Origin of the sequence: Psychrobacter pasteurii (assembly GCF_900162815.1) — a bacterium.
In the GTDB taxonomy this organism is placed as follows: domain Bacteria; phylum Pseudomonadota; class Gammaproteobacteria; order Pseudomonadales; family Moraxellaceae; genus Psychrobacter; species Psychrobacter pasteurii.
The window spans coordinates 1-13,349 of the sequence record NZ_FUGD01000032.1; the positions used below are offsets into that span (position 1 = coordinate 1).

The following is a 13,349-nucleotide window of genomic DNA, read 5'->3' on the forward strand; positions in this document are numbered from 1 at the left end:
TATGGCGTCTATTACGATTGTTGATCTGTTACGGTTTGCGCCTTTACAGGCTGCAGGACTCTTCCCTAAGTTGTTAGATGCAGTTTTAGAGGAAGGAAAATTGTTTGTTATTCCTGAACGTAGAAAGCGATCTTGCCCGAGGGTGGTTAAGGGTAAACCACAAAAATATCCCAAAAAAAAATACCAGTCAGCCTTAACTGACTGGCATTAACCCAATAGGGTGCTTTTTTAGTTAAAGATATAACTTCTCAGTTAAAATTATTCCCACTCAATAGTAGCCGGCGGCTTGCTCGACACATCATAGGTCACACGCGATACTTCAGCGATTTCGTTCATGATGCGGTTACTGACCGTTTCGATTAGCTCGTATGGTAGGTGAGCAAAACGGGCAGTCATAAAGTCGATGGTTTCAACGGCACGTAGCGCGATAACCCACGCATAACGGCGGCCATCACCAACCACGCCCACAGATTTCACTGGAGTGAACACCGCAAAGGCTTGAGCCGTTTTTTCGTACCAACCAGAACGCTCAAGCTCTTGCATGAAGATAGCATCTGCTTGACGTAGAATGTCAGCATATTCTTTTTTCACTTCACCCAAGATACGTACGCCTAGACCTGGGCCTGGGAACGGATGACGGTAAATCATTTTGTGCGGTAAGCCTAAGGCGATACCTAGTTTACGGACTTCGTCTTTGAACAAGTCACGTAATGGCTCAACCAATTCAAACTGTAAGTCATCTGGCAGACCGCCCACGTTATGGTGGCTCTTAATCACGTGTGCTTTACCTTGGTGCGACTTAGCTGATTCGATCACGTCAGGATAAATCGTACCTTGCGCTAAGAACTCAACAGGCTTGCCGTCACTGCCTTGGCTTACATCACGTGCCGCATCAGCGAATACGTCGATGAAAGTTTTACCAATGATCTTACGCTTAGCTTCTGGATCAGCTTCGCCCGCAAGAGCCGTTAGGAAGCGATCTTCGGCATCAACACGGATTACTTTTACACCCATGTTTTCAGCGAATACTTGCATCACTTGATCACCTTCGTGCAAACGTAATAGACCGTTATCCACGAACACACAAGTTAGCTGATCGCCAATCGCCTTGTGTAATAAAGCGGCTACAACAGAGCTGTCCACACCGCCTGACAGACCTAATAGCACTTGCTTGTCACCGATTTGCTGTTTTAGTTGCTCAACACGCATATCGATGATGTTGTCTGGTGTCCAGCTGCCGGCACACTCACACACTTGATGCACAAAGCGTGATAATAAAACGTCGCCTTGTAGAGTATGCGTTACTTCTGGGTGGAACTGTAGGCCGTAGTATTTTTTGTCTTCATTGACCATAACTGCGATTGGGCAGCTTGGCGTGCTGGCAATCACATCAAAGCCTTCAGGGGCTTCAACCACTTTGTCGCCGTGGCTCATCCACACATCCAAACGGTTTTCTTTTTCGCCGGCAATACCGTCAAGCAAGACACTACTGCCAGTCACTTCAATCGTTGATGCGCCAAACTCTTGCACGTCACTGGCTTGTACTTTACCGCCAAAGTGATCGGCCATGGCTTGCATGCCGTAGCAAATACCTAAGATAGGGACGTTTAAGTCAAACAACGCTTGGTTAATTTTTGGGCTGTTTTCATCATGTACACTTTCAGGGCCACCCGATAAAATAACCCCTTTGGCACCAAATTCTTCGATACGACTGGTATCGATGTCGTAGGGATACATCTCACAGAAAACACCGGCTTCACGCACGCGTCGGGCAATAAGCTGGCTGTACTGTGAACCGTAATCGATGATTAAAATACGGTCTTCTTTGATGGCAGGTGTGTTATTACTCATAGTGATGTCCAATTGGGCAAGTATCAGTCAAATTTAAGGGTTACTATCTAACCCTAAGGTCAGAAACTGTTGTAAATTTAATCTGGCTATTTTAACAAGAATCTAGGCTGTCAGGGGGATTTGTGGTTTTAATTAACGGCAAAAAATGTAATTATTTCAGCCTAACCCTAATTAACGATATCCTCATCTTTATCTATTAATAAATAGTTTATTAAATCGATTTAATACCAAACAGTTAGTAATATATTATTCACATCATAACTATAACAAATGGACAGGTTATATTCCCATGAGTAAACTCACCGCACTTTTTCGTAAAGCCCTATCTGCTTCAACCTCTTCTAATACTTCTAACACGCCCAAAGCGGATCCCCTCGAAGTAACTGCTTCAAATGAGAGCAATACCCCAAAAGAGCAAACCCGTTGGAACGGTTGGGGAAACATTAATATCAATAAAGAAGTCTCACCTCATGGGGCAAAATTAATCAAATCTCATATTGGCAAAACCAAAAAGCTGTCCTCTGTAACTTTAGAATCGGTTATAAAAACGGTTCCCCCCTCAAGACTTCCCTCTGCCCTTACGGATTTAGAAATCGTCTCCACAGATAGTGAAGTGCGAGTCAGACACGCCCGCGGTCAAAGCTTTCCGGATTGGATTGCCATGCACAGTGGCGACTTTGGGGTATTCCCAGATGGCGTGGCTCTGCCCAAGACTACTGAAGATGTCGAAAAACTATTGGCCTTAGCCCATGAGCACGATCTTGTGGTTATTCCTTATGGCGGCGGTACTTCAGTGGCAGGCCATATCAACCCGCCTGAAGACTCACGTCCTATTTTAACCATTGCTATGAGTGAGATGAATCAGCTTATTGATTTAGATAAGCAAAGCCAAATCGCCACCTTTGGGGCGGGTACTCAAGGCCCTGCAGTAGAATCTCAACTGGCCAAACAAGGCTATCGCCTGGGCCATTTCCCTCAATCTTGGGAGCTATCTACTTTAGGTGGCTGGATTGCGTCTCGCTCTAGTGGTCAGCAATCTTTAGGCTATGGCCGCATTGAGCAAATGTTCGCTGGCGGTACTTTGGTTACCCCTCAAGGGGTTCTTGAAATCCCAGATATTCCTGCCTCTTCTGCAGGTCCCGATCTGCGTGAAATGATGATGGGCACTGAAGGTCGTGCCGGTATTTTTACTGAAGTCAAAATGCGTGTCCAACCTCAGCCTGAACAAGAAATTTTTAAAGTGGTATTTTTACCCAATTGGGAAGCTGGACAAACCGTATTAAGACAAGCGGTACAAGGCAACATTCGACTGTCTATGCTGCGTTTGAGTAATGCCACCGAGACCGATGCCCACCTCCATTTGGGGACTACCCGCAGTCAGTTTTTGGCCATCACAGCCTACCTAAGATCTAGAGGATTGGGCTCTGAAAAAGTCATGCTAACCTACGGCGTTACCGGAGAGAAAGAGCAAAACAAACTGGCGCTGTCTCAGTTTAAGCAGCTGTTAAAAAAACACGGCGGTGTTGGGGGCAAAATAGCCGATTTAATGGGGTCTATCTGGGCACATGGTCGCTTTAAGTTTCCCTATCTACGTGGCACGTTATGGGAAAAAGGCATCATGGTCGATACCTTTGAAACCTCAACCAATTGGAGCAATATTGACGAGCAAATGGCACAGATGGAAGCCGCCGTTCACAACTCTCTCACCCATCAAGGTGAGCAAGTCATGGCCTTTACTCATATCTCGCACGTTTATAAACAAGGGGCCAGTCTTTATACCACTTACTTCTTTAGAGCCGGTAAAGATCACGCCAGCACCTTAGGTCGTTGGAAAAAAATCAAGCATGCTGCCAGCTCAAGTGTGGCCAATGGCAAAGCCACCATTTCACATCAACATGGCGTAGGCCGTGACCATGCTCCTTATCTAATTGCTGAAAAAGGTGAGCTGGGCCTAAAAACCACTGCGAGCATGATTGAGAGCTTAGACCCTGAAAAACGTATGAACCCAGGGGCTTTACTCGACGACTAACCGTCAAACAAGGGCATCAATAATAAATGGCTTAGGATGAGCAGGTTATGAACCAAACAAAGCAGCGCCAACAAGCACTATCTCCCCTCTCCCGCACTGAACCTTGGGATATACTGATTGTTGGGGGTGGTATTACTGGGGCTGGCATTGCTCGCGAAGCAGCACGCCGGGGGTTACAGGTACTATTAATCGAGCAAAAGGACTTTGCTTGGGGCACCTCTAGCCGCTCTAGCAAAATGGTTCATGGGGGACTGCGATATATTGCCTCGGGGGATTATAAAACCACCTTACTTAGCGTGCGTGAACGTGAGCGTATGCTCGATGAAGCGCAAGGTTTGGTCAACGAGATGCATTACATCATGCCTCATTATAAAGGCAAGTTCCCCCCGCCTTGGATTTTCAATACCCTGCTTAGAGTTTATGACAAAATAGCAGGCAAACGTTACTTTCAATACTTTAAAAAAGAAGCCTTTTTAGCCTTTAATCCTGGAATCAAGCAAGACAAACTACTAGGGGCCAGCCAATTTAGTGATGCGGTCACAGATGATTCACGCTTGGTCATGCGTGTCCTTGATGAAGCCATCAGTGATGGTGCCGCTGCGATTAATTACCTGAAGGCAGAATCTTTGCTTAAGGATAAGCAAGGTTTGGTCATCGGTGCCACAGTAGTAGATACCACAGATCCTGAGCGTACTCAGCGTTACGATGTGCCTGCCAAAGTTGTGGTAAGTGCCACTGGGGCTTGGGCTGATGATTTACGACTGCAAGCCATGGACCAAGCTCAAGCTGATTTTCACAGCCAAATCCGCCCTTCTCGCGGCAGCCATTTGGTGGTTAGCCAAGAGCGTTTACCGATTGATCAGGCTTATACCTTGCTACATCCTGTGGACAAAAGAGCCTTATTCGTTTTCCCTTGGGAGAATCGCACCGTTATTGGCACCACAGACCTAGACCACCCTGCTCTTGATGAGCAAGAAGTGGGCATTACCACTGAAGAGGTCGATTATCTACTGCAAGCGATTAACGGCTTATTTGACCATACTCAGCTGACCACAGAAGATGTGATTAGTACTTGGGCAGGTGTGCGACCTCTGATTTCTGAAGGAGGCGATGGCAAACGAGTCAGCCCGAGTAAAGAAAAACGCGATCACAGTCTGTGGTTAGATAACAATCTAGTCACCGTCAGTGGGGGTAAATTGACCACGTTTCGCTTAATTGCACTCGATGTCTTAAAGCTTTGCCAACAAGTGCTACCGATTGACGATACGGTTAGTAAAGAGGAACCTGTATTTACTAGCTTCACACCAAACAGTGAGCAATTTAACAAGTTGCCTGACCCCCTAAAGCTACGTCTTCCTGGTTTTTATGGTCGCCAGCTTGATAAGCTGTTGGCTTTAATCGAAGAGCCGCCGTTAAGCTATGTCGCAGATACGCCCACTTTATGGGCAGAGGTCCGTTATGCGGCTCGCTATGAGCAAGTTATTCATTTAGATGACTTACTGCTGCGTCGTACCCGCTTGGGACTCATCTTGCCTCAAGGGGCAATAAGTGAGCCTTTGACGAGTCAATTTAAGCAGATATGTCAGCAGGAGCTGGGCTGGGATGAGCAACAGTGGCTACAAGAGTTAGAGCGTTACCAGCAATTATGGCAAACCTATTACCATTTACCGCCTGCTTAGCTATAGAGCTTAACCCACACAATTTAACGCTAGAAACTTAGCGCATCGTGGCAAAACAGTGGTTTTAAAGGAACACCTTCTCAAAGGATTGAGCATACCGTTATGAGCCCAAAAAACGACACCCCAATTTATTTATTAGCCATCGACAACGGCACTCAAAGCGTCAGAGCGTTAATATTTGACCAATTTGGCACCGAAATTGCTAAAGCGCGCGTTCCTATCGAGCCTTATTTCTCAACACAAGCTAACTTTGCCGAGCAGCATGCCGACTATTATTGGCAAAAGCTTAGCGAGGCCTGCCAGCAGCTGTGGCAACTTTGTGATATTAAGCCGTCACAAATTGCTGGGGTTAGTTTGACTACCCAGCGCTACACCATGATTTGTCTGGATAAAGATAAAGAACCTCTACGCCCTGCCATTGTTTGGATGGACATGAGACAGGGAGAAGCCAATGATTTAGGCATACTCACCCCGATTACCAAAATTGCGGGAATGAATCAGTTGGTCAAAGAGGCACAGCAAAAAGCACGCTGTAACTGGTTGGCGCATCATGAACCTGAAATTTGGGCCAAAACCGCCCATTATGTAAATCTATCGGCCTACCTTACCTACAAGCTGACCGATGAATTGGTCGACTCATCCGGTCATGCGCTGGGCTACTTGCCTTATGACTATAAAGCTCAGCAATGGCTAAAACCTAACAACATAAAATGGCGTTTGTTTAACTGTCGACTTGACCAAATGCCAAAGCTGGTACCACCAGGTCAAAAGCTAGGCCATATCTCCGCCAAAGCAGCCGCAGCTACTGGTATTATTGAAGGCACACCCATGATAGCCGCCGCCAGTGATAAAGCTTGTGAGTCATTGGGCTCTGCAGGTCTTGATGCGGATACCGCCTGCTTAAGCTTTGGTACCACCGCTACGGTCAGCACCACCTCGCCAAACTATATCGAAGTACTAAAACACATCCCAGCCTACACCGCGGCCGTCCCAAAATACTATAACCATGAATATATGATTTATCGCGGATTTTGGATGGTCAGCTGGTTTAAAGAACAGTTTGCTCATTATGAAAAACAGTTGGCAAAAACTCAAGGTATTGATACTGAACACTTATTAGACCAAGCCGTGAAAGATATCCCTGCAGGCTGCATGGGCCTGATGTTACAGCCGTATTGGTCGCCAGGTGTTCGTCACCCCGGCCTTGAAGGCAAAGGCGCATTGATTGGCTTTGGTGATGTGCATACCCGAGCCCACGTCTATCGAGCTATCTTAGAAGGCTTAGCATATGAGCTAAAGCTAGGTTTTGATACCATTGAAAAACGGACGGGTAAACGGATCAAGCACCTGCGAGTCTCGGGAGGGGGTTCGCAAAGTGACGCAGCGATGCAGCTGACAGCAGATATATTTGCCATGCCCGCCTATCGCCCACATACTTATGAAGCGTCTGGATTGGGGGCAGCCATAAACTGTGCCGTGGGGCTTGGGATCTATCCTGACCATGACTCTGCCTCAAAAGCCATGACCCATTTGGGCGACAAGTTCCTGCCTATTGCAGCCAACGTTGATCTGTATAAACGCTTATACAATGAGGTTTACCTTAAAATGTATGATCGCCTGCAGCCGCTGTATCATAGCATTCAAGATATTACTGGCTATCCAAAAAAATAAACCCTTTACGATAAGATTCCGCTTATGAAAATCACCAGTTTAGTTGTCTTTTTTATCATCGTTTTCATTTTAAACTATTTGCTAAATATCCTATTAAAGCTAGGACAAGACCTTTCTTATATAGCCATACTTAGCCTGATTACTACTGTACTTTTTTACTTATTAACCTTTATGCGAAACCGCGGGTCTAAATAGTAGATAAGCTTACTAAAGTAGATCATCTATCCTTGCACTGACCTCATAGTTAGTCTGACGCTCACGCACTCCTATAAATTTAACGGTTTGTGGTAATATAACGCCACCTATTAAGTTTTATTTAAAGCTAGAATACGAAATACTAATTTAGGAGAAGCAATATGACTAACTCCAGTAGTAAGGACAGTAGTGACAACACAGAACGTGATGTCAAAAATAATAACCGTTCAGCAGGCTATTCTGAACAAGTCTCAAAAGAATATTTACCTGATTTTATTAGAACCAACTCAAAACACAGCAGACCGCCACGTTTAGGTACGTTTAATGCCGGTATGCAAATTTCACAGCGCCGTCCTGATCACGAGCCAGATACTCGTATCGATAAGTTCACCTTTGGTATGGTGCTTGCGATTCTTCTAGGCATTTGTATTCCGCTCATTTTCTATCCTGAAAAAGGGAAAGCTTGGGTCGGAATGGCACGTGACTTTGTGACCACCAACTTTGGTGTTGCCTACTTAGCGTTTGGTGTGTTGGCGATGATGTTCGTTATTTACATCATCTTCTCTGATATCGGTAAGATCAAACTTGGTCGCCCCGAAGACACGCCCGAATTTAAAGACTCTTCATGGGCAGCAATGCTGTTCTGTGGGGGTATTGGCGCCAGTATTCTATATTGGGGCTTGATTGAGTGGGCTTATTATTACCAAAGCCCGCCATTTGGTATTGAAGGCGGCACACCTGATGCCATCCGCTGGGCAACCACCTATGGTATTTTCCACTGGGGTCCTGTGGCGTGGGCTATTTATCTAGTGCCTGCGGTGCCGATTGCCTATTTCTACTATGTGCGTCAAACGCCAGTGCTCAAAGTGAGTCAGACGCTAATGCCTTTATTGGGCGAAAAATTAGCCGGCAGTAACTGGGCAAAAATGCTAGACGTGCTGTTTGTATTTGGTATGGTTGGTGGTGGTGCTACCACGCTGGGTCTGGCCTCACCTTTGATTAACGAAGGTTTGTACAACCTATTTGGCCTACCGCGTAACATCACCATGCAGCTGGTGGTGTTGTTAGTGACTACCTTGATTTTCGCTTATAGTGCCTATCAGGGCCTAAAAGGCGGTATTCAAAAACTGTCTAACATCAACTTCTACTTAGCCGTTGCTCTACTGCTATTCATCTTAGTTGTGGGTCCAACCGTGTTTATCTTAAACACTGGTCTTGAGGCCATCGGTCGTTCTATTACTGAAATGCCGCGCCTGATGACCTACGTTGAGCCATTCAAAGCCTTCGGTGGCTTTGGCTTTGATAACGTCACTTTCCCACAAGATTGGACGGTATTCTACTGGGCATGGTGGTTAGTATTCGCACCAACTATCGGTCTGTTTATTGCTAAGATTTCTCGTGGTCGCACCATTCAAAATATGGTGGTTGGCTCGATGTTTTATGGCTCATTAGGCTGTGCCATGTTCATGATTATCTTAGGTAACTATGGTCTGTATTTACAGATGACAGGTATCGTTGATGTGATTGATATCTTAAACAATGAGTCAGCAACTGCGGCTATTTTCTCTATCCTAAATAGTCTGCCGATGTCGTACTTGGTGGTGGCGGTCTTTACTTTCCTAGCCATTATCTTCACGGCAACCACATTTGACTCTATCTCATACATCTTAGCGTCTGTGGTACAAAAAGAGGTCGATGATGAACCACACCGCTGGAACCGTTTGTTCTGGGCATTTACCCTGTGTTTGTTACCCGCTATTTTGATGTTCTTGGGCGATTTACAAACGCTACAAACCGCGTCCATCGTAGCTGGTGCACCGCTGATTATTATCTTATCGTTGATGATGCTGTCTTTAATCAAAGCGGCTCGTTACGACCTTCACTATCAGCCAGACTACTACCTCAAAACAATTCATATCGAAGAGTTGGCTGAAAGTGCTCCTTGGGAAGAAGGTGAAACTTCTGAAGCCCCAGAAGGGTCTGTGTTAGCACAGCAAGAAGAGTGGGAAGAGATGATTCGTGATGAGGAAGAAGCGGATGCCGAAGCGGCTTCAGATGAACTTGACAAACTAGAGGCTGAAAAGCGTCAAGATTTGGATAAATAACACGCTTTTTTAAACGAACGCCTGTTATTAATGACAGAAGTTAAAGCAAAGAGGCTGGATTAATACCTTAATCCAGCCTCTTTTTTTATCAAACTTTGAGGGTGAACAACGACTATCAGCTGTCTACTAAAGCCTGCTTCACTCTTTGTAACCCTTCTTTTAAAACCGACTCCGAACACGCCACGTTAATACGCATTTTCAGATGCCCTTCTTGACCATATTGAATCCCTGAATTCAACTCCACTCTGGCAGCTCTTAATTTATCATACAAGACTTTGTCATCATCGCCATAGGCTGAGCAATCTAGCCAAATTAAATAAGAGGCTTCTGGTCGCATCACCTTAATATCGGGTAAATGAGTAGCTAAATAATCAATGGTCAAATCAATATTTTTCTCAATATAAGACAGCGCCTGCTCCAGCCACTCCCCACCCTGTTCATACGCACTTTGCATGACTTTGTAGGCAAATAAATTCAGCTCGTACTCATCATTTAAGCGCTGCTGATTACTGATTTGTTTGACTATCGCCTTGTCTTTGGCAAAAATCATCGAGCCCTTGATGCCAGCAATATTAAAAGTTTTGGTCATAGACGTTAAGCTTACGACCATGTGCTCATAACCGTCCGCTAAGGTCAAAAATGGCGTGAAGGTATGACCGCTTAAAGTTAAGTCTTGATGAATCTCATCGCTGACTATCGCCACGTTGTATTTTTTGCAGACATTCAATATGGCTTTTAGCTCATCTTTGGTCCACACTCGACCGCCTGGATTGTGCGGATTACACAGCAAGAACACTTTAACTTTATGCTTTTTTATTTTGGCTTCGATATCAGCCAAATCAAACTCATAACGTCCATTCACTTCCTTTAATGCGGAGCTAATAACCTTACAGCCGTTCAGCTTGGTCTTGGTGACAAATGGGGTATAAATCGGGTCATTGATTAATACCGCATCGCCGACCTCAGTAAACAGATTAAGCATCAGCGAAATACTGGGCACAACGCCCGGTGAAAACAGGATGTTTTCTTTGCTTAAGGTCAAACCATAACGGCTACTGTGCCAATTAATAATGGCATCATACAGCGCGTCAGTCTGCTTGGTATAACCCAACACACCATGCTCAACAACCTTGTTAATACTATCCAAAATAGTCTGAGCGGCTTTAAAATCCATATCTGCCACCCACAGTGGAATGGTGTCATCTTCATAATGCCATTTGATAGATCCCGTGTTACTTCTGTCTATAACTTCGTCAAAGTTGTATTGCATGGTGTGGTTCCTAAAGCTTAGATAATTTATGTTTTATGATAGTTTGTCAAAATAGGTGTGTTAAAAAGGGCTAGCAGCTCAAATTTAGCCTTGTTTAACGACGATAGCCTTATTTAATGACGATAATAAAGAGTATAAAACATCACCGAGAGGACAGCAGATTTATTCTCAAAAACCACTCTAAAACCCAACCGCCATTCCCCAATACATCAGCACCGCACTCATGCTAAAAAATGAGCCAATAGTTGAGATAATCACAATCGCCGATACCCGATCAACCAAACCATAATGCTGGCCAATAATCGCAATGGTCGAAAAGGTAGGCGCCGACGCAAACAGCAGAGCCACATATTTGCTTTCTACTGAGGCACTCGGGATAAGCATAATCGCAAGCAACATCATTAGAGGATGCACAATCAGCTTACCTAAGCCAATGGTAGTGATTTTGGGTAAATCGCCTTTTAACTCTAGACCATATAAGCTCATACCAATAACAAATAGCGCAACAGGCGCGGCAACCCCTGTGAGCATGTGTGCGGTTTGCGCGACTATCTGGGGCACAGGAAGGCTAAAAATTGAGAAACTCACGCTGACAACAATGGCAATAATCAGCGGGTTACGGGTGAGGTTTTTGGCGATACCCAGTAGCAACTGGCCCAAAGACTGACTAGAGTCGGTGCTCATATCTGCCATGATAAACAGCATCGGCAGCATAATAAAACTCTCTATCAATACCACCATCGATAAATAAGTGGCCGCCTTCGTAGGGCCGATGACCGCTGACAACACAGCAAAACCAATAAAAGCACTGTTTGCGTATGCTAATGCCGTAGAATTTAGCGCAGCTGACACATTGTCCTGACGCCAAACCCCTTTGGTTAGAATAATGCCTATCACGAATGCCAAGACTGAACCTATGGCATAGATAAGCAGATAGCTCGGGGAGATAACTTCCTGAAAGGGCATAGCTGCAATAGCATTAAATATAAGCGCAGGCAAAGCAATATACATCACCAAAATGCCCATGCCTTTGCCGTGACTCTGATCAATAATACGAGTGCGTACGCTCAAGTAACCCAAGGCGATAATGATAAAAATCGGCGCGGTGATGTTGATAATATCGAGCATAGATAAGCCTGCCGCTTGCTGTCAGGATAAAAAGTAATGGCTTAGACTAACGCCCTTTAAACTGTGCTTCTCGGCGCTCAACCATAGACATCACGCCCTCTTTGGCATCCTCACTGTGAAACAGTGGCGGTAAAAAACTATGGATATTACCCAGTGCACTGTCTGCCCCATTGCGCGCGCCATCTAATGCTGAGGCCAATAGAGCTTGAACGCCTAGGGGAGCTGCCTTACTAATTTCTGTTGCCAACTGATAAGCACGAGTATACTGTTCACCTTTGGGTACCACCTCACTGACCAGACCGAGTTTATCCGCCGTTGCTGCATCAAAAGGCTTGCCTGTCATTAAGTATGGCATGGCTTTTTGCCACCCTGCCGCGTTCACAAAGCGAACGGTTGCTCCGCCAAACGGCATAATACCGCGCTGAACTTCCATCTGGGCAAAATTACAATCCTCACTTGCCACCACCACATCGCTGTTGAGCATCAGCTCAATGCCTGCAGTAAAACAGGTACCCTGTACCGCGACAACCACAGGCTTGGTACGCAGTTTACCGCTAATACCCCAAGGGTCTATTTGGGCAGAATCAAACGCAAACACCCCTTTATCTAGCTTGTCTTGTAGTTCCATCAAATCAAGTCCTGCAGTGAAATGATCACCATGGGCAAAGATAAGCGCGCAGCGCAGCTCACTGTCCGCTTCATATCGTCCAAGCGCCTCTGAAAGCTGACGAATCATGTGGCTGTCAAAGGCGTTGCGCTTATCCGCTCGATTTAGACCGATTAAGCAAATATGTCCATCAGTTTCATAGCTGATGCGATTGGGAGAGGTTTTATTGGGCGTATCATTAGTCATTATTATTGTCCTTTTATCACCAGTCGCCGTAAAACCACCCACTTCAGGGGGTGGATATAAAGCGACATATACTGTCGTGAAAAGCACTTGAAAGGTTGTAAGTTAAAATTAACCTCGCCATACTAAAGGCATGAAAACCCTCAAACTACGCATTAAAGACAAGCACATAAAAGAGCTGAATCAGCTAAGCGGTTCGGTAAACTTCGTGTGGAACTATATCAATGCGCTGTGCTTTGAGCATCTAAAACGTACTGGTAAGTTTTTTAGTGCTTATGATTTAAGTGAGTATACCAAAGGTAGCGGTGATTATTTAGGATTACACAGTCAAACCTTACAAGCCATTAACGAGATTCACGCTAAATCACGTAAACAGTTTAAAAAAGCCAAACTTAACTGGCGCAGCAACCGTCCTGATGCCAAACGAAAATCACTTGGTTGGATACCTTTTAAGAAATCGGCTATCAAATACCTAAGCACAAGACAAACAGGCAAAAAAGCACTTAAATCAACAATTCAGCTATCACTTTCTAAAGGTCAGAAGCTCATCATAGATGTATTCGATAGTTAC

At 45.1% G+C, this 13,349-nt stretch carries 9 protein-coding genes and 1 pseudogene; 6 read left to right on the forward strand and 4 right to left on the reverse strand.

What is annotated here, in order from left to right:
* A pseudogene (locus A1232T_RS14205) lies at positions 1-211 on the forward strand (hypothetical protein); the annotation flags it as partial.
* A 47-nt stretch (positions 212-258) separates the two neighbouring features.
* Here A1232T_RS14205 and guaA read toward each other — a convergent pair.
* Positions 259-1,851 carry a glutamine-hydrolyzing GMP synthase gene (guaA, locus tag A1232T_RS00815; protein WP_077447591.1) on the reverse strand — a complete coding sequence of 531 codons (1,593 nt, stop codon included), beginning with the start codon at positions 1,849-1,851 and terminating at the stop codon, positions 259-261.
* 289 nt (positions 1,852-2,140) lie between these two features.
* On the opposite strand from guaA, the gene A1232T_RS00820 reads away from it, so the two are divergent.
* The 4 genes from A1232T_RS00820 (at position 2,141) to A1232T_RS00835 (ending at position 9,530) form a co-directional block, all read left to right on the forward strand.
* Positions 2,141-3,880 carry an FAD-binding oxidoreductase gene (locus tag A1232T_RS00820; RefSeq protein WP_077447592.1) on the forward strand — a complete coding sequence of 580 codons (1,740 nt, stop codon included), beginning with the start codon at positions 2,141-2,143 and terminating at the stop codon, positions 3,878-3,880.
* Between the two features lie 47 nt (positions 3,881-3,927).
* Positions 3,928-5,559, forward strand: a complete 1,632-nt coding sequence (locus tag A1232T_RS00825) for a glycerol-3-phosphate dehydrogenase/oxidase (RefSeq protein WP_077447593.1) — start codon at positions 3,928-3,930, stop codon at positions 5,557-5,559.
* 102 nt (positions 5,560-5,661) lie between these two features.
* Positions 5,662-7,230, forward strand: a complete 1,569-nt coding sequence (locus A1232T_RS00830) for an FGGY-family carbohydrate kinase (protein WP_077447594.1) — start codon at positions 5,662-5,664, stop codon at positions 7,228-7,230.
* A gap of 356 nt (positions 7,231-7,586) precedes the next feature.
* Positions 7,587-9,530: a BCCT family transporter gene (locus A1232T_RS00835; protein ID WP_244152324.1), complete on the forward strand. Its 1,944-nt coding sequence runs from the start codon at positions 7,587-7,589 to the stop codon at positions 9,528-9,530.
* A 115-nt stretch (positions 9,531-9,645) separates the two neighbouring features.
* On the opposite strand, the gene A1232T_RS00840 is transcribed toward A1232T_RS00835, so the two are convergent.
* The 3 genes from A1232T_RS00840 to A1232T_RS00850 form a co-directional block, all read right to left on the reverse strand.
* Positions 9,646-10,800: a MalY/PatB family protein gene (locus A1232T_RS00840; protein WP_077447595.1), complete on the reverse strand. Its 1,155-nt coding sequence runs from the start codon at positions 10,798-10,800 to the stop codon at positions 9,646-9,648.
* A 180-nt stretch (positions 10,801-10,980) separates the two neighbouring features.
* Positions 10,981-11,928: an AEC family transporter gene (locus tag A1232T_RS00845; protein ID WP_077447596.1), complete on the reverse strand. Its 948-nt coding sequence runs from the start codon at positions 11,926-11,928 to the stop codon at positions 10,981-10,983.
* Positions 11,929-11,974: 46 nt separating this feature from the next.
* A complete protein-coding gene (locus A1232T_RS00850) occupies positions 11,975-12,781 on the reverse strand; it encodes a crotonase/enoyl-CoA hydratase family protein (RefSeq protein ID WP_077447597.1) in 807 nt (268 codons plus the stop codon).
* 130 nt (positions 12,782-12,911) lie between these two features.
* On the opposite strand from A1232T_RS00850, the gene A1232T_RS00855 reads away from it, so the two are divergent.
* A partial coding sequence (locus A1232T_RS00855) for a nuclease/transposase family protein (RefSeq protein WP_482822380.1) occupies positions 12,912-13,349 on the forward strand: 438 nt, incomplete at its 3' end.

Excerpts from the sequence above, each read along its gene's own strand:
- guaA (WP_077447591.1), bottom strand. The coding sequence starts at position 1,851 with ATGAGTAATAACACACCTGCCATCAAAGAAGACCGTATTTTAATCATC.
- A1232T_RS00820 (WP_077447592.1), top strand. The coding sequence starts at position 2,141 with ATGAGTAAACTCACCGCACTTTTTCGTAAAGCCCTATCTGCTTCAACC.
- A1232T_RS00825 (WP_077447593.1), top strand. The coding sequence starts at position 3,928 with ATGAACCAAACAAAGCAGCGCCAACAAGCACTATCTCCCCTCTCCCGC.
- A1232T_RS00830 (WP_077447594.1), top strand. The coding sequence starts at position 5,662 with ATGAGCCCAAAAAACGACACCCCAATTTATTTATTAGCCATCGACAAC.
- A1232T_RS00835 (WP_244152324.1), top strand. The coding sequence starts at position 7,587 with ATGACTAACTCCAGTAGTAAGGACAGTAGTGACAACACAGAACGTGAT.
- A1232T_RS00840 (WP_077447595.1), bottom strand. The coding sequence starts at position 10,800 with ATGCAATACAACTTTGACGAAGTTATAGACAGAAGTAACACGGGATCT.
- A1232T_RS00845 (WP_077447596.1), bottom strand. The coding sequence starts at position 11,928 with ATGCTCGATATTATCAACATCACCGCGCCGATTTTTATCATTATCGCC.
- A1232T_RS00850 (WP_077447597.1), bottom strand. The coding sequence starts at position 12,781 with ATGACTAATGATACGCCCAATAAAACCTCTCCCAATCGCATCAGCTAT.